Raw genomic sequence first — 25,257 nt, 5'->3', positions numbered from 1 at the left:
TATATAGAGTCTTAAATTAATATTTTATATCAGTAAATAATGTAGTGTTAAAATGTCCATAATAGTTTTGCACGGGAAAATCCATATCATTGTAGAATATTATTCCATCTGTTAGCATTGTTTCTTGACCATTAACAGATTTCCAGAGGGACACATTTTCAGTTTTATCACTTCGAAAAAATATCATGTCTTTGTTATTTACATAAATCGGAGAAAAATCAAAATAATTTGAGTTACTTGTAAGCTGTATTATTTGTTTTGTAGTTGTATCAATACTAAAAATATGGTGATTACCACTTAAAAGCCATTGAGCTATATTTCCAGGTGCATATGATGCTTCTTTAGAAGAAGCATATAGAATCGTTTTTCCATCTCCAGAGTAATTGGGGGTCATAAATGCATATTCCTTTGGTGGTATGGACTGAAATTTACCAGTTAAGATATTCAAAATAATTAGATGTTTATTATTACCCATAAATCTACCTTCCCCTGAGACTAATGCTAAAAATCTGCTGTTTTTAGGGTTTGGGGATATATTGTCTTTATAAGCTAGTGATATTATATTTGGATTTTCATATTCTATCAATTTATTATTCAAGATATCATATACAGCAAGTGGAACTCCATCTGCTGCGATAGAACCTGAATGTGGGTGCTTCCAAACATACAAATACTTATAATCATTTGATATTCCACTTATGATAGGGTACATCCCTAAATCACCACCTGTATCCATTTTATTTGGGATTGATTTTATAACTATTTTTTCTTCTTTTGATACTGGATTAAAGAATAGTACTCCGTAATCATTAATAAAATAAGAGTTATTCTTTTTATAATACAGGTACTGCTCTGCGTATATTCCCCCTGTAACGTCTAAGGTAATGTTTTGGTAATTATATTTATTTGCTAAATAAGGTTTGCTTATTTTATTTACTACATCAAAACTATATAAGCCACCAGAGGTTGGGGAATATAACAAAGTATTTTCATCTTTCCATGCAAAAGATAACTGCAATGCAAATGATAAATCAATAGGATTATGAGCTACTTTTATATGCTCATGTTTATCCGTTGTTATATACAAGTTTTTATCCTTAATATATGAAACATATTTTTTATTAGGAGATATGAGAGGACGTGAAAAGGAACCACCACTATCTAATGTGATATTTTTACCATTTAACGATACTGAAAGTAATTCATTTTTTCGTATTACCACGATATTTATATTACCTGTACTAGATATATCCTTTAAATCATCATTATTAAGAGTAGATGTTTCTATGCTTTGGAAGTCTGTATTGAGTTTTACCATGCAGCCAATTGTGATTGCAACAGTAATTAGTAATAACATAATAATTGAAAATTTCTGTAAATCTGATTTTGAATTTACCATAATTTCATATCCTCCTAGTTATATTTCATCTTACCAAGCTATCTTTTTATAAATAGTATTCCCTGATTTAAATGAAACAAACTGGAATAAAAAACAAGCTAAATTATATAGTGCAATTTAACCCGTTTTGTTTGAATATTTCTTTATAGTTTATTAAATCTTCTTCATGTAATTGTGCAACATCTTTAAACTTGTACTCCTTATTTAATAAGGAGTATTTTTTTTGCCCAAATTGATGAAATGGTAATAGATTTACTTTTGTGGCACCTGCCGCTTTTAATAAATCACAAAAACCTTGTGCATCTTTCAAACTGCTATTTATGCCAGGTATCACAGGGATACGTACAATAACATCCGTGCCTTGTCTAATTGCAGTTTTTAAGTTTTGAATAATTTTTTCGTTATAGACATTGGTATATTCATAATGTTTTTGGCTGTCATAATGTTTTATATCAAATAATATTAAATCAACATTTTCAATAAAAGTTTGAAAAATTTCTTGCGTGGCGTATCCCGTGGTTTCACATGCAGTATGAATGCCACAATCTTTAAATTGTTTTAGTAAAGCTATAGCAAATTCATATTGAAGCATAGCCTCTCCTCCAGATAAAGTAACACCACCACCCGACTCATCATAAAAGTCTTTATCTTTCATAACTTCACTCATTATGTAACTTAGATTTCTGGTGTCTCCAATAATGGTAAGTGCTGACTTTGGTTGAGCCTCCTGATCAAAGGATACCTCAGGACCTACATATTGTGACTCAGGGTTACTACACCAAAGGCATTTTAATGGGCAACCTTTAAAAAATACTACAGTTCGAATACCTGGTCCATCGTGAATGCTATATTTTTGTATATTAAATATACAAGCGGTTAAATTATTCATTCAAAACTCCTATATGTTTTATTTTTTTAATTTACTTAGATAAAATTATAGTAGCATAAACATATTTTAAAGTAAAGAAAATGCTTCATTAAAAACTATTTTAATTACGAATGAAACTTATTGTTGACTTATTTGATGATGTTAGTATAATTAAGTTATGAACATAAGAAATTTAATTTCATTCGAAACTAATTCCTTTCATTTCGAAATTTATTGTGATATAATTCTGATAATAATTGATAAGGAAGGGAGATCATCATGAATAAAAGACACACGAAATTATTAGAAATTGTAAATAAAGAGGGACGTATTGAGGTCACTTTACTATCAAGTTCACTAGAGGTTTCGCAAGTTACAATTCGCAAGGATTTGGCACTTCTTGAAGAGAAAGGCTTTCTAAAAAGAGAGCATGGGTTTGCCGTAATGGTCAGTAGTGATGATATTAGTAACCGTTTGGCATTTAATTACGATGTGAAAAGTAAAATTGCAATTGAAGCTGCAAAAATAGTTGAAAATGGTGAAACGGTTATGATTGAATCAGGGTCCTGTTGCGCATTACTTGCTAAGGAGCTTGCTACAAATAAGCGTGACGTTACCATAATAACAAACTCTGCATTTATAGCATCATACATTAGAGAATGCCCTTTTGCAAAGATAGTTTTGCTTGGAGGTGATTACCAGGCGGAGAGTCAGGTTGTTGTTGGTCCCATTGCGCGTAAATGTATAGATAACTTCTATGTGGATAAGCTTTTTGTTGGCACAGATGGATTTACTGCTAAATTGGGATTTACAGGAAAAAACCATATGAGGACCGAAATTGCACGTGCGATGGCTGAAAATGCAAATAAAGTTATTGTTCTAACTGAATCTACAAAATTTTCTAAGCAGGGCGTAGCTTTCCAATTCAATACTAAAGAAGTTGCTATGATTGTTACTGATAGTAAAATACCAGGCGAAATAACAAATTTACTAGTAAAAGATAATATAGATGTAAAGATGGTGTGATAAAAGGAGAAAAGTTAAATGAGCTATTTTGGTGAATTAAGTACAAGAATGAAAGAATTTAGGAATGATTTATTAAATGCAAAACCTATGGTATGCACCGAGCGTGCAAAACTTGCTACTCAGAGTTACAAATTACATGCTGATAAACCGATGGTTGTGCGAAGGGCTTTAATGCTTGAAAATGTTCTTAAAAACATGAGCATATATATTGAGCCTCAAACACTAATTGCAGGAAATCAAGCATCGTCTAATCGAAGTGCCCCAATATTTCCTGAATACGCAATGGATTGGGTTATTGATGAGCTTGATGAGTTTGATAAACGTGATGGAGATCGTTTTTATATAACGCAGAAAAGTAAACAAGATTTAAGAGATATTGCACCGTACTGGGAGCACAACACATTAAAAGATCGTGGACTTGCTGCTATGCCGCCCACTAGTAAGGTGTTTTATGATTTAGGAATTATTAAAGCTGAGGGTAATATTACTTCTGGAGATGCCCATCTCGCAGTTAATTATGAAAAAATATTAAAGTATGGTTTAGTTAAATATAAGTCGCATGCAGAGGAAAAGCTTAAGAAGTTAGATTTAACTGATTGTAAAAACTTAAATAAATCTTATTTCTATCAAAGTATTATAATTGTTTTGGATGCTGTGGTTTCTTTTGCTGGTCGTTATGTTGATTTAGCATTAGCTATGGCTAAATCTGAGCAAAATGATATAAGGAAAGCTGAACTTTTAAAGATGGCGCAGATTTTAAGTAAAGTGCCTTATTCTCCGGCTGATAATTTACATGAGGCGCTGCAATCGATGTGGATAGTACATTTATGTTTGCAAATTGAATCAAACGGTCACTCGTTATCTTATGGTAGAATTGATCAGTTTTTATATCCATTTTATGAAAAAGATCTGAGATTAGGTATTGTTACAAAAGACTCAGCTTGTGAACTATTAACTAATTTATGGATAAAAACTTATACCATCAATAAAATTCGTTCTTGGAGTCATACTCAATTTAGTGCTGGTAGTCCACTTTATCAAAATGTTACGGTGGGAGGACAAACAACATTAAAGCGAGATGCTGTTAATCCACTATCTTATCTTATATTACGAAGCGTAGCACAAGTTAAGCTACCACAACCTAACTTGACTGTTCGTTATCATAGGGGACTAGATGATGCCTTCATGAGGGAGTGTATAGAAGTTGTTCGATTAGGTACAGGTATGCCAGCTTTTAATAATGATGAAATTATAATTCCAAGCTTTATTCAAAAGGGCGTAAAGGAAGAAGATGCATATAATTACAGCGCTATTGGATGCGTTGAGGTTGCTATTCCTGGGAAATGGGGTTATCGTTGCACTGGGATGAGTTTCTTAAATTTCGTTAAGAGTTTTATGATTGCATTAAATGATGGTGTTGATATTGAGAGTGGGATTAAAGTGTGCGATGGAGTTGGCCACTTTAAGGATATGAAAAGCTTTGATGAGGTGCTTGCAGCATGGGATAAAATAATCCGTGAATTTACACGTCATAGTGTTATTATTGACAGCTGCGCAGATATTGTGCTAGAACAAGATGCTGCGGATATATTATGTTCTGCCTTGGTTGATGACTGCATTGAACGTGGATTAACCCTGAAAGAGGGGGGCGCTGTTTATGATTTTATAAGCGGGCTACAAGTTGGTATAGCAAATTTAGGGGATTCTCTTGCCGCTATTAAAAAATGTGTATTTGAGGATAAACTATTTACTCCAAAGCAGTTATGGGAAGCTTTAATAAATGACTTTGGAGGAGTAGATGGAAAGTGCATTCAAGATGCTTTAATAAATGGTGCACCTAAATATGGCAATGATGAAGACTATATTGACCTATTGCTAAAAGATGCATATGGTGTTTATATTGATGAGATTAGCAAGTACCATAACACTCGGTACGGACGTGGACCTATTGGAGGCATATACTATGCGGGAACATCTTCGATATCTGCAAATGTGCCACAAGGAGCTTCAACAACAGCTACGCCAGATGGAAGACGGGCACATACTCCACTTGCCGAAGGGTGTTCTCCAAGTCATGCAATGGATAAAAATGGTCCTACATCTGTGTTTAAATCAGTTTCTAAATTACCAACTGATAAAATTACAGGGGGAGTGCTTCTAAACCAAAAGGTTAATCCTCAAATGCTTGAAAAAGAAGAAGACAGGATGAAGCTTGTAATGCTACTGCGGACATTCTTTAATAGGTTACATGGTTTCCATGTTCAGTATAATGTTGTATCGAGGGAAGTTTTAATAGATGCACAAAACAACCCAGATGATCATCGTGATTTAATAGTACGTGTAGCAGGTTATAGTGCATTCTTTAATGTACTATCAAAACAGACTCAAGATGATATAATAGAGCGCACAGAACATAAAATATAGTATAAAAGGAGATTATAAAAATGGAGTATATGTTTGATACAGTTAATATAGATGATATTAAGCACTATAGTGAGTTTTTCAAAATTGTAGGAATTACAAGTAACCCTAGCATTATTAAACTAGAGGGTAAAATTAATTTTTTTAACCACTTCAAAGAAATTAGAAAGATTATAGGAATGGATAAATCATTACATATTCAAGTAGTCGCTAAGGATTATGAAGGCATGATGGCAGAAGCTGAGGCTATAATTAAAAATGTTGATGATAAGGTATTTATAAAGATTCCAGTAACTGAACAAGGGTTGAAAGCTATTAGGGGATTAAAATTAAAAGGTGTTGGGGTTACTGCAACTGCAATTTATACCAAGGTGCAAGGATTACTTGCAATGGAGGCTGGTGCAGATTTTATAGCACCATATTATAACCGTATGGAAAACATGGATATTGATCCTCAAGACGTTATTACAACTTTTGCTAGTATGATTAGAGAGTATAATTACTCAACTATAATACTCGCCGCAAGCTTTAAAAATATGGGGCAGGTAAATTCGGCATTTGAATGTGGTGCTCAAACAGCCACAGTTCAGCCAGCACTACTACATGCTGCTCTTGAAATGCCAGTAATTAATAAGGCTGTTGAGGATTTTGCAGGAGATTTTGAAACTGTATTCGGAAAAGGTGTATCTATTGTAGACTTATAGGATATAAATAAAGCCAACTTGTAATTTCTTTTTACAAGTTGGCTTTTTTAGACTGTGATATTATGGATATGGTATAATATATGTTCTAGATAAAATGCTTACAAAATAAGGTATACGTATTTCGTAATTTTGTGGTATATTATTCTTATAAATTATTAGAAAGGAGAACCTCGAATGGATAAAAATATAGATATAGATCTTTCTAGTATATTTGTAATTTTTGGCGGAACTGGTGATTTGACGAAACGAAAACTCATTCCCGCTATATTTAGTTTGATGTATGAGGAGAGATTACCAGAAAACTTTACAATCGTGGCAATAGGAAGACGAGAAAAAACAAATCAGCAATATAGAGATGAAATGTATGAATCAGCAAAACAATTTTGTAGGTTTTCATTAAATGATAAGTTATGGAATAAGTTTAGTAAAAGAATCTTTTATAAAAATTTTGATTTTACTTCAGATAATAAGGGGTATAGAAATTTAGATTTATTTTTGGAAAAGATGGATACTAAATATTTAACAGGAGGAAAAAGGTTATATTATTTGGCAGTTGCTCCTGAGTTTTTCGAAGGGATAATTAGAAATTTGAAGAATAATGACATGCTGAAAAAATCAACTGGTTGGCAGAGGATAATGGTAGAAAAGCCTTTTGGGTCGAGTTTAGAAACAGCTAGAACCTTAAATTATAATATATCAAAGTTAATACATGAAGAGGATATATTTAGAATAGATCACTATCTTGGGAAAGAAATGATTCAAAATATATTAGCAATCAGATTTGGAAATTCATTATTTGAACCACTATGGAATGCAAACTATATAGATAATATTCAAATTACATCTAATGAGCTTTTAGGAGTTGAAAATAGAGGCGGATATTATGAAAATGCTGGTATATTAAAAGATATGCTTCAAAATCATTTATTGCAAATGTTAACTATGATTGCAATGGAGCCGCCTGTAGATTTAAGTCCAGAATCTATAAGAGATGAAAAGGTTAAGGTTTTAAGGTCTCTTAGACCATTTACTCAGGAATCTTTTAATGAGGACATTGTTCGTGGTCAATATGGTGAAGGGACATCTAATGATGTGGAAATGGTAGGATATAGGCAAGAAGTAAATGTGTCGCCAAGTTCAAATACGGATACTTTTATAGCCATTAAAACTTATATTGATAATTTCCGTTTTGGTGGAGTGCCTATATATATAAGAGCTGGGAAAAGAATGGATACTAAAAGTACAGAAATTGTTATTCAGTTTAAAAAACTTCCTGGAATTAATTATTATAAGGAATTTGATCAAATTGGTCATAATCTCTTAGTTTTAAAAATTCAGCCAGAAGAGGGCTTTTTCTTTCGCATTAATGCTAAAAAACCTGGTAACGAGTTTAAGATGGAAAAGGTAGAACTGGATTATTGCCAAAGTTGTAAGTATGTGAATGATTCACCAGAGGCTTATGAGCGGTTAATACTTGAAGCAAGTAGAAATAATACATCCTTGTTTACAAGGTGGGATGAACTCGAATATTCGTGGAAATTTATAGAAAGTATTGAAAAGGGAATAGAAAACAGTAATAATGCATTAAATTATCCAAATTATAAGGCGGGAACTGCGGGTCCACTAGCGGCAATAGATTTAATTGAAAAGGATGGTAGACAGTGGTGGAACACTGCTTCTGACTAAAATGGAGGTAACATATGATAATATATGATATATCAATGACTATTGAAAAAGAAATGGGAGTATATAAAAATATAGAGGAAAAAAGACCTGTTATAAAATTTGAAAGAAAAATTCCAAAAGATAGCATTAATGAGTCTAGTATGTATATGAATTTACATACTGGAACACATATCGATGCCCCATATCACGTAGATAATATGGGAGCAACAATCGAGTCTGTTGAACTTAATAAATTAATAACAAAGTGTAGAGTTCTGGATTTAACAAATGTAATTGACAAGATAACAAAAGAGGATCTTATTAATAAAAATATTAAGTATGGCGAATTCTTATTGCTTAAAACTAAAAATTCTTTTACAGAAAAATATGAACCTGATTTTGTTTATGTTGAAAAAAGTGGAGCGGAATACCTTGCGCAGAAAGAAATAATTGGAGTAGCTATAGACTCCTTTGGAATAGAGAGGGCTCAGGCGGATCATGAGACTCACAAAGTTCTTTTTGATAATGGTATAACTATAATTGAAGGTGTAAGGTTAAAAGATATTGCTCCGGGGGAATATTTCATGTGCGCGCTACCACTTAAAATTAAGGGAGTAGATGGTGCTCCTGCTAGAATAGTATTAATAAAAGACCTAATATAGGTGAGTAACATGAAAGTTGCTGTAATTGCAGGAACCCCTGTAGATACTAAAATGGGTGTAGAATTTCTATCTTCGAAAGGAGTTATAGCAATAGGATATTCGGTGTCAACATGCCCAGAGGAGCAATCTAAAATTCAGATATTGTCTCCTCTTGATCTTGAGGAGAAGGTTAGAAATATAATAGAAAAAACAAAATATGAAATGATTGACACAATATTAGTATACTGCAATTCATTAAGTGCTGCAGTTGACATGGCACGGTTATCTAGAGAAGAAGGCATAAGAATAATAACTCCCTTTGATATTTATAAAAAAATTGCTTTTGATTATAATAGTATTGGTGTTATAACAGCTAATAATAAAAGCTCAGCAGGTATTGAAAAAGTTATACAATCAGTTAATCCCAGTTGTAATGTTATTGGAGTAGGAATACTACCAATGGTTGTGGATATCGAAAAAGGTATATCTGCAATTGAAATAGTTGGAAAATTTGCACTACGAAGTTTAATGGAGTTTTATTCCAGTGCAAAAGTAGATGTTATTATTCTAGGATGCACTCACTTTCCATATATTTATGATGAATTAAGAAAGTGTACGTCTATCCCTATTCTTGATCCAGCAGAACTAATGTATAAAATGATATGAATAAAACTGCCAAATATAAATAAAATATAATATTAAGAGAGGTGAATATAATGAAATTTACACAAATGTTGTATAAAAGACCAGATATGAAGGATTTAGAAGCAAAGTTTAATAAAGTATTAATAAAATTTAATAATTGTGATACTTTTGAGGATGCAAATATAGTAATGGTGGAAATTAATGAGTTAAGAAGTGAAATTGAATCTATGGCCGAACTAGTTACAATACGTCATACTGTGGACACTACAAATTCATTTTATGAAAAAGAACAAGATTTCTTTGATGAAAATATGCCTATATATGAAGGGTTAGTTGCGTTATATTATGATGTTCTTATTAATTCAAAATTTAGATCTAAATTAGAGGAAAAGTGGGGTATTCAACTTTTTAATATGGCCAATTTGAATATAAAAACTTTTTCACAAGATATTGTTGAAGATCTAAAACTAGAAAATAAGTTAGATAGTAAATATACTAAATTGATAGCTTCTGCAAAAATTATGTTTGAAGGTGAAGAAAGAACATTATCCCAATTAACTCCATTTAGATTGTCTACTGATAGAGATATGAGGAAAAGAGCTAATGAAGCTAAATATGCTTTCTTTTCTAAAAATGAAACAATCTTTGATGAAATTTATGATGGGCTTGTGAAGGTAAGAACTAAAATAGCTAAAAAATTAGGATATGAAAATTTTGTACAACTTGGGTACGATCGTATGCTTAGGTCGGACTATAATCCAGAAATGGTAGCAAATTATAGAAAACAAATTAAAGATAATATTGTTCCGGTGGCTACTAAATTAAGAGGGAGACAATGTAAACGCCTAGGTCTAGAACATTTATATTATTACGATGAGGGAATAAGCTTTAAAACTGGAAATGCAAAGCCACATGGTAATCCTCAGTGGATAATTAGTAATGGTAAAAAAATGTATGAAGAATTGTCAAAGGAAACAGGGGAATTTTTTAATTACATGATTGATAATGAACTCATGGACCTAGAGAGTAAAACAGGTAAAGCAGGTGGTGGTTATTGTACATTTATAGGAAAATACAAATCACCATTTATATTTTCAAATTTTAACGGAACTTCAGGTGACATAGATGTATTAACACACGAGGCAGGACACGCATTTCAAGCATATTGCAGTAGGAATTATAAAGTGCCTGAATATAACTTCCCAACTAATGAGGCCGCTGAAATTCACTCAATGAGTATGGAGTTTTTAACCTGGCCCTGGATGAAGTTGTTTTTTAAGGAAGAAGAATTAAAATATACTTTTAATCATTTAAGTGAAGCCGTTTTATTCTTGCCATATGGGGTAACGGTTGATGAGTTCCAACATTATGTTTATAATAATCCAAAAGCAACTCCTGCTCAAAGGAAAAGTGCTTGGAGAGAAATAGAAAAGAAATACTTACCACATAGGGATTATGGGGAAAATGATTATTTAGAAAGAGGTGGATATTGGCATCAACAAGGACATATTTTTGGTTCACCATTCTATTATATAGATTATACATTAGCTCAAGTATGTGCTTTCCAATTTTGGCAGAAAGCTAAGGATAACAAAGAGAATGCATGGACTGATTATATGAACCTTTGCTATGCGGGTGGAAGCAAATCCTTCTTAAAATTAGTAGAGCTTGCAAATCTAAAATCACCATTTGGTGATGGCTGTATAGAATCAGTTATGCATAACATTGAAAATTGGCTTAATATTGTTGATGATGCATTACTATAAACTTTTTAAATAATACTTATAAGTATCTTAATAAATGAAAAATCCAGTAGATTATTAGTCTGCTGGATTTTTTTGTTATATGTTAGATTAGTTATGAGGTTTTTGGGGACATATTATGTGATATTTGTTAGCCTTTACAGGGCGGAGATATGCTATGAATGGCTTGTACAGTGAGTTATAGCGGTTAGTTAAATTAATAACAAAGTATAAGGGAAATACCAAAAATTCTTCATATAATAAATAAATTATTATAAAAACTGTTATAGTACTGAAATGAATAATTATTACAGAAGGAGTAGATATTTTAAAGTGACAATGGGATAGTGTGATTTTACATCCCTAAATACATTAGTACAGAGGAATATAAAATGTAAACAGCAAAGTTCTACAAAATATGCTGTACTAATTTTAAAAGGAGTTTCTTATTATATAAAGTAAGTAGGACAAAAAATGACTAATTGTTAAAAAAATAATTATTATTGACATTTACATCAAATAAACCTATCTTGAGTAATGGAAGTTGAAATTTATATTTAATTTAAGCGGTTCTAGTATATGTAGGAATTTTGTGGAGATTTTATAATTTAATCAGTATTGTAGCCCAAAAGGAGCTGTAAAGATGGTAAAAGAAGAAGAAGGAATTATAATAGAGATATCTCAAAATAACATTGCTAAAGTAAAAGTAGGTAGGCATAATGAATGTAAAAATTGTGGTGCATGCCCAGGGGATAGTTCAGTTGTAATTGAGGCTAAAAATTTACTTGGAGCTAAAATCGGACAACGAATTGCTTTTCAAATAAAAGAAACTAATATGTTAATGGCAGCATTTGTTGTATATATAGCCCCTCTTATTGTAGTTGCATTTGGTGTTTATGTTGGACAAGTAATTGCTAAAAAATTTGGGTTTTCTGTGAAAGGCTTTCAAATAGCAGGCGGAATACTAACATTCATATTATCAATAATAAATATAAAACTATTTGATAAGTTTGCTCATAATAATGATAAAATGCAACCTGTGATTACTCAAATTCTATCTTAATGTAGGATTTTTTTTGATTATTAAGGTTTTAATATAATTAACTGTATTTTAAATATGCTAAAAGAGGTGTTGAAAAGTGATAAAAAGTTTTCGTGGAGGAATACATCCAAATGGTAATAAAAGTTTGACTGCAGGCAAACCCATAGAAACAGGCTTATTACCAAGTAAGGTTGTTATTCCCGTGAGTCAACATATAGGTGCTCCTTGTACACCAGTTGTACAAAAGGGGGATTATGTAAAAAAAGGACAGGTTATAGCAAGCAGTACAGCTTTTGTTTCAAGCCCAGCACATGCTTCGATATCAGGTATGGTTAAGGATGTGGCTTTATATCCTCATCCTGTATTTGGGAAGTGTCTTTCTATTTTTATTGAAAATGATGGAAAGGATGAATGGACAAGTGGAATCCCTTTTGTTCGAGACTGGGAGAAGCTAAATGACAGTGAAATAAAAGATATAATTAAGGAAGCAGGTATCGTTGGAATGGGAGGAGCTACGTTCCCAACACACGTAAAATTATCTCCACCAAAAGGAAAGAAAATTGATCTGTTTATTTTGAATGCAGCAGAATGTGAACCATTTTTAACTGCAGATGACAGAATGATGATTGAATATTCTGATAGGATTGTTATCGGCGTAAAGATAGTTATGAAGGTTCTTGGAGTTCAGAAAGCATATGTTGGAATTGAGGATAATAAACCTGGTGCAGTAATTGCTATGAAAAAAGCATTTGAAGCAGAAGTAGGAGTTGAAGTTAAGGCAATTCCAACAAAATATCCACAAGGAGCTGAAAAAATGCTTATCAAAGTAATAGCAGGACGTGAGGTTCCGTCAGGTAGTTTACCAATGGATGTAGGTGTAGTTGTTCAAAACGTAGGTACAGTAGTTGCGATTTGTGACGCTGTGGTAAATGGAATTCCTTTAATTCAAAGAGTAACAACTATAAGTGGAAGTGCTATAAAAGAGCCTAAAAACCTTTTGCTTAGAATAGGAACAACATTTGAAGATGCTATTGCCAATTGTGGTGGATTTGTAGAACAACCAGCTAAAATTATTATGGGTGGCCCTATGATGGGATTTGCACAAGCTAATTTAGGAGTTTCTATTATTAAAGGTGTTTCTGGAATCTTAGGGTTAAGCAAAAAGGATATTAATAAGGGCACGGAATCTCCCTGTATTCGTTGTGGAAAATGTTTGACTGTTTGTCCTTGTGGACTTAATCCAAGTATGCTTAGTATTTTGGGAGAAAGGGACATGTATGAGGAAGCAAAACTTGAACAAAATCTCTTTGATTGCGCTGAGTGTGGGAGTTGTGTTTATGTATGTCCTGCTAAGCGGAATATTGTTCAATATATTAGATACAGTAAGATGAAAAACAATGCAGATGCTGCAAAAAAAAGGGAGGCACTAGCTAAATGAGTGAAATAAAAATACAAGATAATATCTTTACAATTTCTACGTCTCCGCATATACGAGCAGAAGCATCTATATCAAAAATTATGTGGACTGTAAGTATAACACTCGCTCCAGCTTCACTTTTTGCAATTTATCATTTTGGAATTTCTGCTTTGATAATATTGCTTGCGGGGAGTTTGTCAGCTGTAGGTTTTGAATATATAGTACAAAAACTTAGAAAAAAACCAATAACTATAACTGATGGAAGTGCATTTTTGACAGGACTATTGCTTGCAATGTGTTTACCTCCAGCAATTCCAGCTTATATGGCCATAATTGGATCATTTATTGCTATTGTAATAGCAAAACATTCCATGGGTGGTCTTGGGTATAATATTTTTAATCCAGCACATATAGGTCGTGCTGCTCTTATGGTATCATGGCCAGTTGCAATGACAACTTGGACAAATTTGAGCGGAAAGGTTGACGTTGTATCTTCTGCAACACCACTCAATATATTGAAACAGCAAGGATATTCGAAACTAATTGATACTTTTGGAAGTGCACCTCAAATGTATAAAGCTATGTTCATTGGTGTCCGTAATGGAAGTATTGGTGAGACCTCAACAATTTTATTACTAATTGGAGGTATATATTTAATTTATAAAGGATATGCAAATTGGGTAGTTCCTGTATTTATGATTGGAACTGTAGGTATTTTGACATGGGTGTGTGGACCAACAGGGTTATTTAGTGGAGATCCACTTTTTCATATGATGGCCGGAGGTCTTGTTATAGGGGCATTTTTTATGGCTACAGATATGGTTACTATTCCTATTACAAAGAAGGGACAGATGGTTTTTGCTATTGGAGTTGGAGCACTTACTGTCCTAATAAGACTTAAGGGCGGTTACCCAGAAGGGGTATGCTATTCTATACTGCTCATGAATGCAGTAGTACCGCTTATTGATCGCTCTATGAAGCCGATTAAATTTGGAGCAAGGGGGTAGTGAAAATGTCAGATGAGAATAATGTTATGCCGAAGATTAATCACGAGAAAAAATATACTATTTACCAAATTGCTATGAATTTAACAGTTACTTGTTTAGTATCAGGTGCAATTATTGCAGCAACATATTTCATAACAGCACCAGTTGCTGTAAAAACCTCAGCAAAAATTAAGACTGATTCAATGAAGTCATTGGTTATGGATGCACAAAAGTTTAATCCAGTTAAAAATAAAAAAGAATGGTTTACAGCAGAAAAAAATGGAAAAATAATTGCATATGTTGTTCCAGCGGAAAGTAAAGGATATGGCGGAGCAATTAAAATGCTTGTATCTGTTACAACCCAAGGGGAAATCATTAACTTTGACATATTAGAGAGTAAAGAAACACCTGGACTTGGTGATAACGCAAGTAAAGATCCTTTTAAAAGTCAATTTAAAGATAAGTCAGCAAAAAACTTAGAAGTTGTAAAAGATGTTACAAAAGTTGACAATATTCAAGCTATGACTGGTGCTACCATTTCTTCTAAAGCGGTAACAAAAGGCATTAAAGAAGCTGTAGAGCAAGTATCGCAGTATGTAAGGGGGAAATAACATGAGAGAGTTATGGAATATATTTAAAAAAGGAATCATAGCGGAGAATCCAATTTTTGTTCTAGCACTTAGTCTTTGTCCAGCGCTCGCGGTAACTAGTAGCGCGATAAATTCATTAACTATGGGCCTTGCAGTAATGTTTGTTATAACTGCAAATAATACTGTTGTGTCAATTACTAGAAATATAGTAAACCCTAAGGTTCGTGTTCCTGTGTATATTACTTCAGTTGCAACAATTGTTACTGTAGTGCAGTTAGTATTACAGGCGTATTTACCGGTTCTTTATAAGGCACTAGGTATATATTTAGCATTGATTGTTGTATTCGCAATTATTTTAGCTAGAGCAGAGGTTTTTGCTTCAAAGAACAAAGTGACTCCTTCATTTTTCGATGGATTAGGAATGGGATGTGGTTTTGCTCTTGCACTTTTATCAATCGGTATAATTCGTGAACTTCTAGGTACGGGAGCTGTTTTTGGAATAAAAGTACTTGGATCTGGGTATAATCCAGCGCTTATCATGATTTTACCGCCAGGTGCATTTATACTAATAGGTTACATGGTAGCAGGTTTTAAAATGTGGACCGACCATATGGAAAAAGCTAAACTTGAAAGAGGTGAGATATAATGGGTCATTATCTAACTCTGCTTGCCAGTAACATAGTAGTAAATAATTTTGTTTTGACAAGATTTTTAGGACTTTGTATTTTCTTTGGAGTTTCAAAGAGTCTAAATGCCTCTATTGGTATGGGAATGGCTGTAACTTCTGTTATGACTTTAAGTTCCATGCTAGCATGGGTAATATATCATTTTGTATTGATGCCATTTCATTTGACATTTTTAACAACGGCAGTCTTTGTACTTTTGATTGCTAGTTTTGTTCAGCTTTTAGAAATGATAATTAAAAAACATGCACCTACTTTATATAATATGTGGGGTATTTATTTATTACTAATTGCTACAAATTGTATTGTATTTGGAGTGCCACTTATAAATGTAGAGAATAATTATTCATTTTTAGAAAGTACGGTAGCGGCAGTCGGTGCTGGACTTGGTTTCGCTTTGGCAATAGTACTTATGGCAAGTTTAAGAGAGAAATTAAGATTAGCTGATGTGCCTAAACCATTACAAGGCCTAGGCATAGCGTTTATTTTAGCGGGTATGTTATCTTTAGCCTTCCTAGGGTTTTCTGGGATGATATCAGTTTAGATAGGAGATGAGTGAATAATATGAGTAATATTGAAATTGCAGTTGCGGTTATAGTTGTAATGACATTAGTTGGACTGATGTTTGGTTTAGTTTTAGCGTTTGCCAATAAAAAATTCTACATTGAAGTAAATCCATTGATTCATATTGTAGAAGATATATTACCAAAAGGGCAATGTGGAGCCTGTGGATATGCTGGTTGTATGGCTTATGCAGAAGCTGTAGTTATAAATGCAGATGTACCACCAAATCTTTGCGTTCCAGGTAAAGCTGCTATTGCAAAAATGGTTGCAGAATTAACTGGTAAAGTGGCTGACAAAATGGAGCCAAAAGTAGCTTTTGTAAAATGTGCAGGTAGCGTAGATAAAGCTGCTAAAGCGTATGAGTACAAGGGAGTACAAGACTGCGTTGCAGCAACACTATTACAGGGAGGACCAAAGGGATGTAAGCATGGTTGTCTCGGTTTTGGTACATGCGTTAAAAATTGTCCTTTTGATGCAATGACAATGAGCGACAGTGGATTACCTATTATTGACAATGAAAAGTGTACAGGGTGTGGAAAATGTAAAACAGTTTGTCCAAAACAAGTTATCGAATTAGTTCCCATTGGAATTCCTGTTGCAATGAACTGTAATTCAAAAGATAAGGGAGTTATAACTCGTAAACTATGCAAAGTTGGATGTATTGGGTGCGGAATTTGTGTTAAAAATTGTCCGCACGGTGCAATAAAAATTGAAAGCAATCTAGCGGTTGTAGACAACGAGATTTGTGTCTCATTGTGTAGTGAATCTACTTGTTTATATAAATGTCCAACAGGTGCTATTAAGAATTCAATAGAGAAAATTGATAAAAATAAGAGTAGTACAATAGCTGCAGAATCATATAAAAATAAAACCCTCGCTAACTAATATTGTTAACTTTTTCTATTTTATAAAATGGAGAAAATAATGATTTTTAGTCTTGATGTAGCTTGGAATTATGGTAAAAATAGAATATTATGTGTTATACTTAAAGTATAAACAAGTTTAAGGAGGCTGGATATGAATAAAATTAGACAACAAGAAATAATGCAGGAATTTGCTATACCTTGTCCTCTCAAAAATGAATCAGATGAAAAGTATGCTTATAGAATGATTGATAAAATCTCTGAATTTTTAAAGGACTATGCTACGAGCACTGGTAAAAAAGGTTATGTCTGTCATCTGACAGGTGGAGTAGATAGCTTTGTTACAAGTATGCTTATTAAAAAATCAGGATTATATTTAATTAATTTATCTCTTCCGTTTGGAATTAAATCAGACATAGGTGATGTAGAACTTGCAAAAGAAATTATAAAACCTGATGTATTTAAAAGCTATGATGTAATGGGTCCTGTAATCGAATCTATTGAGCTCATGCGTGATTTACCATCTTCAAATGTTGATATAGGAAACACAAAATCTAGAATGAGAATGACTGTGTTATATAGGATAGCTGAGGTTTATGACGTTTTAGTTGCTGGTTACACAAATGCTGCTGAGCTAACCCTTGGAATGGTAACAAAGTATGGTGATAATTCAGCAGATATACAACCGCTTGAGGGAATAACAAAAAGCATAGTATACGAAATGGCAAAAATATTTAATGCACCAAATTCTATAATTAATAAACCTACTACAAATGGTGTATGGGATAATAGATCAAATCAAAAGGAAGTAATTGAACTAAATCATCAGGTGTGTATGTATTTAAGAGGTGAGGATATCTCAGAAGAATACGAGAAGAAAATAATTAGATTATATACAATATCTAAACATAAAAGGAATTCTCCAGTTTCGCCAAAAGATACTTGGTGGATCTAATAAAATAAAAAACAGATGCACCTAATATGAACTGACCTCTGTCAAGTAGACAGAGGTCAGTTCATATTTAGGGCATCTGTTTTTTTTAGTATGTTTAAATACTCGGGATCTTAATGTGAACTATTTAACTTGTAGCACAAATATATGAGGGGTAAGTCTACCACTCTCAATTTTTATCTCTTGAAGTAATTCAAGCTCATCATGACCACTTAGGACATCTTTAAATAATTGTTTTTCTATTGTATAAATAAATGCCATTCCTCCTGGTCTTATAAATTCAGAGATTTTATTCGCAAATTCAGTATATAAGTCAACGTACTTATTATGAGTGGTTGACTTATTGTCGAAAGGCATGTTTGTTATCATCTCATCAAACTGGCCATAAGGAATAAATTCTAATATATCCTCCGCTATAAGGTCTATATCCACATTAGCTAATTTAGAATTAATTGTAGCTGCGGATATTGCCTCTCTATATATGTCTACTCCTGTTAATGACTCAGACTCTCCTAATTTAGCTCTTTCAATAAGCATTGTTCCAGCACCGCAAAATGGGTCTATAACTTTAGAATTAGGGTTTAGCCATCTTTCTATAGATTTTATTGCAATAGCTGCAGTTATAGGATTTATGGATGTAGCCAAATCGTTTTTTCTATAGTCAAATCTATTGTCTTTGAAAGCATATAGTTTAACATATACGCTACATAGGTTATTTCTTTCAATTATCCTAACTTCAACTTCATATGCGGAAGGGCTATTTCTAAGAGTTCCATTAGAAAGTTCGTCGATTTCTCTTGAAAGATTTTTTACAAATTCTGAGCGTTCTCTATTTAAATCCATAGTTTTAAATTCAACTCTGTATCCAAAAGGGGCATTAGCATCATTAGCGTGACAATTATTTAAAAAACCCACAATATCTGCATTAATAATTTCCGCAGCTATTATTTTATAATTAAATTCAAGATCAACGCAGTCAGCTAAAGGATACAAAAGCTCATAAAAAGTACGGCAGGTATAGATCTTTTCTAAATCTTTTTCGCTAATAAGTATACCATCATCCACTATTTTTCCATCTATCCATTTCTCGTCAAGCTCAGTTAAAGTAAGCTGATATTGATAATTCATAATTGTAAGTAGCATTGGTACAGGAGTGTCAAATCCCTTAAATTCATGGTGCACAGTAGGAGACAATTTATCGATTGCCCTTGTAAGGGCAAGTTTCTCTTCATTTATATGTTTATTTGTTGTTACGAGTGTATCATCTTCCATACTATCTTTTTCGTTTGCAACTACGTCCTCAAACATTTTTTTTAGCTTTTCACCGTCAACAGCACTACCACAGTTTCCTATTGCAAGTACATAGGAATATCTTACAAATAGTTTATCCTCAGAATTATAAGCATTATATAAGGCCTCTAAATATGACGGATCTGCTAGTTCTCCAATAACTCCACATACATTCTTTCTCACCTTTGGATCAGAATGGCTAAGAAGAGCGCTAAGTTTTTCTTTTGAATTACCAATAGTTCTTTTGAACATACCTCTTGGTTTTTCTTTCTTTAAGATGTCTCGTATAACAGAAAGCAATGCTCTTGGGTTCTCCTCTGTTATTATTTTTGACCATAACATGGGAATTGCATTATTATAATCTAGGGAAAGTTTATTTATTATAGCAGATCTCTGTTTATCATCTGAAGTTTTTAGGCTTTCTATGAAAGCTGTAATTTTATTATTTATTTCTGATTTATCATTTAGTTCTATCATTTGTTACACCTCTTATGTTTAAATTTAGTGATATTAATTATATCATAGATTCATTTTTTAGTGTGATGCATGCTATTAATAAATAAAATAATAGTATTATTAAAGTATAATGATATAATTAGGACAATTACATTAAAAAATATATTATATAATGGAGGATTTCAAAATGAATGAAACTTTAAAAAACATAAGTAATAGAAGAAGTACAAGAGCTTTTTTACCAGAACAAATTAATTCTTCACATTTGACAGATATAATAGATGCCGGTATTTATGCACCAAGTGCTAGTAATAAGCAGCCATGGCATTTTACGATAATACAAAGAAAAGATATTATAGATAGGTTAAGTGTTGCATTTAAAGAAGTCGCAAGAAAATCAGATAACGAGTATATTAGAAGACTTGCTGATAATGAAAAGTTCCATGTATTTTATAATGCACCAACAGTTGTCATAGTATCAGGAGATGTCACCAATGATTCAGCGCCAGTTGATTGCGCAGTGGCAGTAGAAAATATGCTTATTGCTGCAGAATCCTTAGAAATTGGTTCATGTTGGGTTGGATTTATAGCGTACTTATTAAATAGTGACGAGGGAGCAAAATTTTTGAAAGAGCTAGAAATACCAGAAGGATTTAAACAAATACACTCATTTTGTCTTGGATATAAAAAAATTGAGATAACTAATGCACCAGCAAGAAAAGAATATACAGTAAACTATATAAAATAATAATAAAATTCAGCAGAAAAGATAATTCTGTTGAATTTTTCATGATAATAAAACGTATTTTAAAAAAGTATTTACAAACGCGTAAATATAATATATAATATAGAAGTTGTCGAAAGTCGAACATGCTTCATTAGCTCAGCTGGTTAGAGTACCTGACTCTTAATCAGGGTGTCCAGGGTTCGATTCCCTGATGGAGCACCATAAAAAAATCAAGATCTTATGATCTTGATTTTTTTTTCGTAGAGTAAATTAATAACACTAACATATAATACAATAATGTGTTAATATTGGAATATGGTTTGAATTGTTATATTGGATCATAAATCAAGGGGGGGTAATTATGTTTTCGTACACAGTACTTATTATACCTGGTATAGTTATAGTTGCATTAATATTAGTTGCTTATGGAATAGGATTTACAAGTATAGGAACAGATGAAGTAGGTATCGTTGAAAAGTGGTGGAGCTCTGGTGGTTCAGTACCTGCTGATGGTCTTATTGCACTAAAAGGTGAAGCTGGTTACCAGCCAGGAGTATTAAGAGCCGGTGTCCACTTCAAAACACCATTCAAGTACAAAGTTAAGAAAGTAAGGCTCGTAACCATACCACAAGGTCAAATAGCTTATGTATTTTCAAGGTCCGGAGAAAGTTTAGGGGATGGTCAAACTTTAGGGAAGGTTATACCCCAGAGCAAGTCATTCCAAGATGTTATAGCATTTTTAAACAATGGTGGACAAAAAGGACCACAAAGACAAATTCTTCGTGAGGGTACTTATGCATTTAATTTAGCACAATTTATTATAATTACGAAAGATAGGGTACATTCTATATTTACTTCAAAGGATGAAACTGCTCAAATAGAAACTATGCGAAGCGACTTGGCTAAGGAAGGTGGATTTAATCCTGTAATTATATCAAGTTCAAAGCTTTCTGATCAATATAGCCAGCAGGGCGATGGCAGTGAAATAGATGGTGTATATAATAAAATAGCTAACAAAACGGTTAGCCGAGATACTATAGGTATTGTAACTATTAATGAAGGACCAACACCAGACAATGGAGCGATTATAGCACCTATTGTTGGAGATGGTATAGATAATGAGTTCTATCACAATAATTTTCAGGAGCCAGAGAAATTTTTGGCGGCTGACGGTAGAAAAGGCAAACAGATGCAAGTACTTACGGATGGAGTTTATTTCATTAATAGAATGTTTGCAAGTGTTGATATAGTACCGAAAAGTATAATAGATATTGGATATGTAGGAGTCGTTGTAAGTTATTTTGGCGACAAGGGTGAAGATGTCTCAGGTACGGGTTATTCTCACGGCGAGCTTGTTGAACAAGGTAAAAAAGGCATATGGAAAGATTCTATGATGCCAGGTAAGTATGCATTTAATACTTATGCAGGTAAAGTTGTGCCAGTTCCAACTACTAATGTAATATTAAAGTGGATTAGTGGTCAAACTGGGGTACACAAGTTAGATGATAACTTAAAAGAAATCAGTTTAATAACTAAAGATGCTTTTGAGCCTAACTTACCACTAACTGTAGTATTTAATATTGATTATAGAAAAGCATCATCAGTTATACAAAGGTTTGGAGATATTAAAATGCTTATTGAACAATCTCTTGACCCGATGATAGCTGGATACTTTAAAAATATTGGTCAAACAAAAACACTTATAGAATTGGTTCAAGATAGGAGTCAAATTCAACAACAAGCAGCAGATGAAATGACAGGTAAATTTAAGTTATATGATCTAGAGCTACAAGAAGTGTTAATTGGAACACCAGCAGCATCTTCTAGCGATACAAGAATTGAAAAAATACTCGCTCAGTTAAGAGATCGACAAGTAGCGATGGAAGAAATTAAGACAAATGAGGCAAAGCAAAAATCTGCTGAAAAGCAAAGAGAGCTTAATGAAGCTCAGGCAAAAGCAATGGCTCAGTCAGCGCTTACTCAATCAAGTATTGATATAGAGGTAGCTGATAATAAAGGTAAATCTGAATTAAGGCTTGCAGAGCAGTTAGCATTAAAAACGCAGAAGCTTTCTGAAGCAGACAAATATAAAAGAACACAAGAGGCTGATGCTGAAAGATATACTAGAGAAGCTCAGGCGGCAGCTCAAGCTAAAACAATTGAATTAACAGCAACTGCGAATGCTAAACAAGTAGAACTACAAGCAAGTGCAGAGGCATTTAAACTTGAAACAGTAGGTAAGGCAACAGCACTAAACATTAAAGCCGTTGCGGACGCTACTGCTGAGCAAGAAACAAAGGTTGGTATTGCAAAGGGTAAGGCTGCAAGAGCATTAGTTGAAGCATACGGTGGTCCAGAGTTACAAGTGCAACAGAGTGTAATGATAGCATTTGCAGATGCATTAAAAATAAGCAAGTCACCACTTGTACCTCAAACTATAATAATGGGAGGAACTGATGGGAAAACCCCCAATGCAATGGAAGGTATAATGAGTATGGTACTTGCAAATATGGCAAGTGAACGAAGTTCATTCTCTCCAAAGGGTATAGATGACATGAGCGCTGAAGAAATAAATACCGAGGAAATTAAATAGTGAAAAGTTAATTAAAATACAATAAAAAAATCCAGTAGAATAACAGTATTCTACTGGATTTTTTTATTGTATTTAATAAGAAATTAATTATTAAGAATTATTTTCTTCATCAATTATATCTTGTTCTTCTTTCTCATCTCTTACAACTTTTCTTTCATTAACTTTGTACCAAGCATTTGCATTTTTAATGCCTAATTCTTGAGGATCAAATATAAATGTTGATTGATCTCTTCCCATTTTAACTTGTTTTTCATAATCTTTTAAAACTTTAAGACCGACGTTTCCAAGAATTAGTATAGCAATAACATTAAGCCATGCCATTGTTCCAACAGCAATATCACCAAGTGCCCAAGCAATTTCTGCTGTTTTAATAGAACCATAAAATGTTGAAGCAAGAATTCCTATACGGAGAATATTAGTAGCGAACTTGCTATATTTAGAATTTTTAAATAAATAAGTTAAGTTTGTTTCAGCTATATAGTAGAATGCCATAAGTGTTGTAATTGCAAAGAAAAATAATGCTATTGCAATAAAAGGGGCTCCAAATTTTCCAAGAACTGTACCAACTGCCATTTGAGTATACCCCGGTCCAATTGCTACTTTTGGAATGTTTTCTACTAGAAATCCACCAGCTGGGTTTATAACATTATATTTACCTGTTGATAAAATCATAAATGCAGTTGCAGAACATACAAATAATGTATCAAAGTAAACTGCGAAAGCTTGTACTAATCCTTGTATAGCTGGGTGAGATACTTCGGCAGCAGCAGCTGATTGCGGGCCTGTCCCCTGTCCAGCTTCATTTGAATATATTCCTCTTTTAACTCCCCATTGGATTGAAGCTCCAAGGATTCCTGCAAAAGCTTGCTCTGCGCCAAAAGCACTTTTAATTATTAAAGAGAACATATGAGGAACGGCCGTAATATTAAATGCAAGTACTGTTAATGCAACTAATATGTACGCAAGTGCCATAAAAGGCACTACAATTTCTGCAACTTTTCCAAGTCTCTTTGTACCACCAAATACAATAAAAGCAAGTAATACGACTACAATACAGCCAGTTATAACTGGACTAATACCAAATGCAGTATTTACGCTAGCCACAATACTATTTGATTGAACTCCTGGAGCGAAAAACCCCATACCAATTACGGTTACAGCCGCAAATGTAATTGCATACCATTTTAAGCCCATAGCTTTTTCAATGTAGTATGCAGGCCCTCCACGATATTCTCCATCGACGTTTTCTTTATAAACTTGGGCAAGAGTACATTCTATAAATGAAGACCCTGCGCCAAGAAATGATATAGTCCACATCCAGAAAATAGCACCAGGTCCACCCATAGCTATTGCAGTAGCAACTCCGGCTATATTACCTGTGCCAACACGACCAGCAACTGACATTGCAAAGGCTTGAAAGGAGGACACCCCGTGACTGGAGTCTCCTCCAGTAAATAAATGTTTTACCATGTGCTTAAGATGCCTTACTTGCATAAATCTCGTTCTAAGTGAAAAATAAATACCTGAGCCTAGACATAAAAAGATTAGAGCGTTACTCCAAATTAGTCCGTTTAACTTATTGATAAAAAATTCCATAAATTCCTCCTAATAGTTACAAATCGTTGTGTAAAAAAGTATAGTTATAATTATATCACAATTTTGAAAAAATTGCAAGAATATGCACAGAAATATGCACGAATTATATTGCAAAAGCTTATAATATAACAAAAAATGCATATTGATAAAACGACTTTACTTTTAATGTATTTTTTTCGAAAAGTTATATAATATAATAATAAATAAATATTATTGAAATATTATTGAAATTTTGTTGAATTATTATGAAATAAAAATATTATGGTAAACATATTGGTGTGAATGTCAACGAATTTCTTTACCACTTGCTACTGAATTTGTTTACCAGTAGTGACAATGAAAAAGTTTACCACTTTACTATTTTTGCTACTGAAAAAGTTTACCACT

General features: G+C 33.0%; 21 protein-coding genes and 1 tRNA gene. 18 read left to right on the top strand and 4 right to left on the bottom strand.

What is annotated here, in order from left to right; all coding sequences use genetic code 11:
* Nucleotides 1–16: 16 nt before the first annotated feature.
* Both KPL55_RS19760 and KPL55_RS19755 read right to left on the bottom strand, forming a co-directional pair.
* On the bottom strand, nucleotides 17–1,399 hold the full coding sequence (locus KPL55_RS19760; RefSeq protein ID WP_216308473.1) for a hypothetical protein: 1,383 nt from the start codon (nucleotides 1,397–1,399) through the stop codon (nucleotides 17–19).
* A gap of 103 nt (nucleotides 1,400–1,502) precedes the next feature.
* Nucleotides 1,503–2,288 (bottom strand): glycyl-radical enzyme activating protein, encoded by a 786-nt coding sequence (locus KPL55_RS19755; RefSeq protein WP_216308472.1) that lies wholly within the window; start codon nucleotides 2,286–2,288, stop codon nucleotides 1,503–1,505.
* A 258-nt stretch (nucleotides 2,289–2,546) separates the two neighbouring features.
* Here KPL55_RS19755 and KPL55_RS19750 point away from each other — a divergent pair, with 258 nt between their 5' ends.
* The 15 genes from KPL55_RS19750 (at nucleotide 2,547) to nadE (ending at nucleotide 18,211) form a co-directional block, all read left to right on the top strand.
* Complete coding sequence (locus KPL55_RS19750) at nucleotides 2,547–3,293, top strand: DeoR/GlpR family DNA-binding transcription regulator (RefSeq protein ID WP_216308471.1); 747 nt, start codon at nucleotides 2,547–2,549, stop codon at nucleotides 3,291–3,293.
* 18 nt (nucleotides 3,294–3,311) lie between these two features.
* Nucleotides 3,312–5,717: a glycyl radical protein gene (locus KPL55_RS19745; protein WP_216308470.1), complete on the top strand. Its 2,406-nt coding sequence runs from the start codon at nucleotides 3,312–3,314 to the stop codon at nucleotides 5,715–5,717.
* Nucleotides 5,718–5,737: 20 nt separating this feature from the next.
* Nucleotides 5,738–6,418: a fructose-6-phosphate aldolase gene (locus tag KPL55_RS19740; protein ID WP_216308469.1), complete on the top strand. Its 681-nt coding sequence runs from the start codon at nucleotides 5,738–5,740 to the stop codon at nucleotides 6,416–6,418.
* Nucleotides 6,419–6,592: 174 nt separating this feature from the next.
* Nucleotides 6,593–8,104 carry a glucose-6-phosphate dehydrogenase gene (zwf, locus tag KPL55_RS19735; protein WP_216308468.1) on the top strand — a complete coding sequence of 504 codons (1,512 nt, stop codon included), beginning with the start codon at nucleotides 6,593–6,595 and terminating at the stop codon, nucleotides 8,102–8,104.
* Nucleotides 8,105–8,118: 14 nt separating this feature from the next.
* Nucleotides 8,119–8,745 (top strand): cyclase family protein, encoded by a 627-nt coding sequence (locus KPL55_RS19730; RefSeq protein ID WP_216308467.1) that lies wholly within the window; start codon nucleotides 8,119–8,121, stop codon nucleotides 8,743–8,745.
* 9 nt (nucleotides 8,746–8,754) lie between these two features.
* Nucleotides 8,755–9,390, top strand: coding sequence for an aspartate/glutamate racemase family protein (locus tag KPL55_RS19725; RefSeq protein WP_216308466.1), 636 nt, complete (start codon nucleotides 8,755–8,757; stop codon nucleotides 9,388–9,390).
* A gap of 50 nt (nucleotides 9,391–9,440) precedes the next feature.
* Nucleotides 9,441–11,135: a M3 family oligoendopeptidase gene (locus tag KPL55_RS19720; RefSeq protein WP_216308465.1), complete on the top strand. Its 1,695-nt coding sequence runs from the start codon at nucleotides 9,441–9,443 to the stop codon at nucleotides 11,133–11,135.
* 619 nt (nucleotides 11,136–11,754) lie between these two features.
* Complete coding sequence (locus KPL55_RS19715; protein ID WP_216308464.1) at nucleotides 11,755–12,174, top strand: SoxR reducing system RseC family protein; 420 nt, start codon at nucleotides 11,755–11,757, stop codon at nucleotides 12,172–12,174.
* A 76-nt stretch (nucleotides 12,175–12,250) separates the two neighbouring features.
* Nucleotides 12,251–13,591: an electron transport complex subunit RsxC gene (rsxC, locus tag KPL55_RS19710; RefSeq protein WP_216308463.1), complete on the top strand. Its 1,341-nt coding sequence runs from the start codon at nucleotides 12,251–12,253 to the stop codon at nucleotides 13,589–13,591.
* The gene (locus tag KPL55_RS19705; protein WP_216308462.1) at nucleotides 13,588–14,577 is read left to right on the top strand and encodes an RnfABCDGE type electron transport complex subunit D; all 990 of its coding nucleotides are present in this window, start codon (nucleotides 13,588–13,590) and stop codon (nucleotides 14,575–14,577) included. Before rsxC ends, KPL55_RS19705 begins: the two co-directional genes overlap by 4 nt.
* A 5-nt stretch (nucleotides 14,578–14,582) precedes the next feature.
* Nucleotides 14,583–15,167, top strand: a complete 585-nt coding sequence (locus KPL55_RS19700; protein ID WP_216308461.1) for an RnfABCDGE type electron transport complex subunit G — start codon at nucleotides 14,583–14,585, stop codon at nucleotides 15,165–15,167.
* A gap of 1 nt (nucleotide 15,168) precedes the next feature.
* Entirely contained in the window at nucleotides 15,169–15,792 is a 624-nt protein-coding gene (gene rsxE / locus KPL55_RS19695; protein WP_216308460.1) for an electron transport complex subunit RsxE, read from the top strand.
* Nucleotides 15,792–16,373 carry an electron transport complex protein RnfA gene (locus tag KPL55_RS19690; protein ID WP_216308459.1) on the top strand — a complete coding sequence of 194 codons (582 nt, stop codon included), beginning with the start codon at nucleotides 15,792–15,794 and terminating at the stop codon, nucleotides 16,371–16,373. The genes rsxE and KPL55_RS19690 overlap by 1 nt, the downstream gene beginning before the upstream one ends.
* Nucleotides 16,374–16,402: 29 nt before the next feature.
* Nucleotides 16,403–17,278 carry an RnfABCDGE type electron transport complex subunit B gene (gene rnfB, locus KPL55_RS19685; RefSeq protein WP_216308488.1) on the top strand — a complete coding sequence of 292 codons (876 nt, stop codon included), beginning with the start codon at nucleotides 16,403–16,405 and terminating at the stop codon, nucleotides 17,276–17,278.
* Between the two features lie 132 nt (nucleotides 17,279–17,410).
* Nucleotides 17,411–18,211 carry an NAD(+) synthase gene (gene nadE, locus KPL55_RS19680; protein ID WP_216308458.1) on the top strand — a complete coding sequence of 267 codons (801 nt, stop codon included), beginning with the start codon at nucleotides 17,411–17,413 and terminating at the stop codon, nucleotides 18,209–18,211.
* A 120-nt stretch (nucleotides 18,212–18,331) separates the two neighbouring features.
* Here the strand turns inward: nadE and KPL55_RS19675 are convergent, their stop codons facing one another.
* Complete coding sequence (locus KPL55_RS19675) at nucleotides 18,332–19,975, bottom strand: methyltransferase domain-containing protein (RefSeq protein ID WP_216308457.1); 1,644 nt, start codon at nucleotides 19,973–19,975, stop codon at nucleotides 18,332–18,334.
* Nucleotides 19,976–20,141: 166 nt separating this feature from the next.
* Here KPL55_RS19675 and KPL55_RS19670 point away from each other — a divergent pair, with 166 nt between their 5' ends.
* The 3 genes from KPL55_RS19670 (at nucleotide 20,142) to KPL55_RS19660 (ending at nucleotide 23,274) form a co-directional block, all read left to right on the top strand.
* Nucleotides 20,142–20,702 carry a nitroreductase family protein gene (locus KPL55_RS19670; RefSeq protein WP_216308456.1) on the top strand — a complete coding sequence of 187 codons (561 nt, stop codon included), beginning with the start codon at nucleotides 20,142–20,144 and terminating at the stop codon, nucleotides 20,700–20,702.
* A gap of 124 nt (nucleotides 20,703–20,826) precedes the next feature.
* A tRNA-Lys gene (locus KPL55_RS19665) sits at nucleotides 20,827–20,903 on the top strand.
* 139 nt (nucleotides 20,904–21,042) lie between these two features.
* On the top strand, nucleotides 21,043–23,274 hold the full coding sequence (locus KPL55_RS19660) for an SPFH domain-containing protein (protein ID WP_216308455.1): 2,232 nt from the start codon (nucleotides 21,043–21,045) through the stop codon (nucleotides 23,272–23,274).
* 90 nt (nucleotides 23,275–23,364) lie between these two features.
* On the opposite strand, the gene KPL55_RS19655 is transcribed toward KPL55_RS19660, so the two are convergent.
* Complete coding sequence (locus KPL55_RS19655; RefSeq protein ID WP_216308454.1) at nucleotides 23,365–24,870, bottom strand: alanine/glycine:cation symporter family protein; 1,506 nt, start codon at nucleotides 24,868–24,870, stop codon at nucleotides 23,365–23,367.
* Nucleotides 24,871–25,257: the final 387 nt, after the last annotated feature.

The sequence above is a fragment of the Clostridium lacusfryxellense genome (genome assembly GCF_018861735.1).
GTDB lineage: Bacteria > Bacillota > Clostridia > Clostridiales > Clostridiaceae > Clostridium_AD > Clostridium_AD lacusfryxellense.
This window is presented reverse-complemented; position numbering and strand designations above follow the sequence as displayed.

Coding starts and splice junctions, on each gene's coding strand:
- KPL55_RS19660 (WP_216308455.1), top strand. CDS start 21,043: ATGTTTTCGTACACAGTACTTATTATACCTGGTATAGTTATAGTTGCA.
- KPL55_RS19725 (WP_216308466.1), top strand. CDS start 8,755: ATGAAAGTTGCTGTAATTGCAGGAACCCCTGTAGATACTAAAATGGGT.
- rsxE (WP_216308460.1), top strand. CDS start 15,169: ATGAGAGAGTTATGGAATATATTTAAAAAAGGAATCATAGCGGAGAAT.
- KPL55_RS19655 (WP_216308454.1), bottom strand. CDS start 24,870: ATGGAATTTTTTATCAATAAGTTAAACGGACTAATTTGGAGTAACGCT.
- nadE (WP_216308458.1), top strand. CDS start 17,411: ATGAATAAAATTAGACAACAAGAAATAATGCAGGAATTTGCTATACCT.
- KPL55_RS19740 (WP_216308469.1), top strand. CDS start 5,738: ATGGAGTATATGTTTGATACAGTTAATATAGATGATATTAAGCACTAT.
- KPL55_RS19730 (WP_216308467.1), top strand. CDS start 8,119: ATGATAATATATGATATATCAATGACTATTGAAAAAGAAATGGGAGTA.
- KPL55_RS19690 (WP_216308459.1), top strand. CDS start 15,792: ATGGGTCATTATCTAACTCTGCTTGCCAGTAACATAGTAGTAAATAAT.
- KPL55_RS19760 (WP_216308473.1), bottom strand. CDS start 1,399: ATGGTAAATTCAAAATCAGATTTACAGAAATTTTCAATTATTATGTTA.
- KPL55_RS19720 (WP_216308465.1), top strand. CDS start 9,441: ATGAAATTTACACAAATGTTGTATAAAAGACCAGATATGAAGGATTTA.
- KPL55_RS19755 (WP_216308472.1), bottom strand. CDS start 2,288: ATGAATAATTTAACCGCTTGTATATTTAATATACAAAAATATAGCATT.
- zwf (WP_216308468.1), top strand. CDS start 6,593: ATGGATAAAAATATAGATATAGATCTTTCTAGTATATTTGTAATTTTT.
- KPL55_RS19745 (WP_216308470.1), top strand. CDS start 3,312: ATGAGCTATTTTGGTGAATTAAGTACAAGAATGAAAGAATTTAGGAAT.
- KPL55_RS19670 (WP_216308456.1), top strand. CDS start 20,142: ATGAATGAAACTTTAAAAAACATAAGTAATAGAAGAAGTACAAGAGCT.
- KPL55_RS19750 (WP_216308471.1), top strand. CDS start 2,547: ATGAATAAAAGACACACGAAATTATTAGAAATTGTAAATAAAGAGGGA.
- KPL55_RS19715 (WP_216308464.1), top strand. CDS start 11,755: ATGGTAAAAGAAGAAGAAGGAATTATAATAGAGATATCTCAAAATAAC.
- KPL55_RS19700 (WP_216308461.1), top strand. CDS start 14,583: ATGTCAGATGAGAATAATGTTATGCCGAAGATTAATCACGAGAAAAAA.
- KPL55_RS19705 (WP_216308462.1), top strand. CDS start 13,588: ATGAGTGAAATAAAAATACAAGATAATATCTTTACAATTTCTACGTCT.
- KPL55_RS19675 (WP_216308457.1), bottom strand. CDS start 19,975: ATGATAGAACTAAATGATAAATCAGAAATAAATAATAAAATTACAGCT.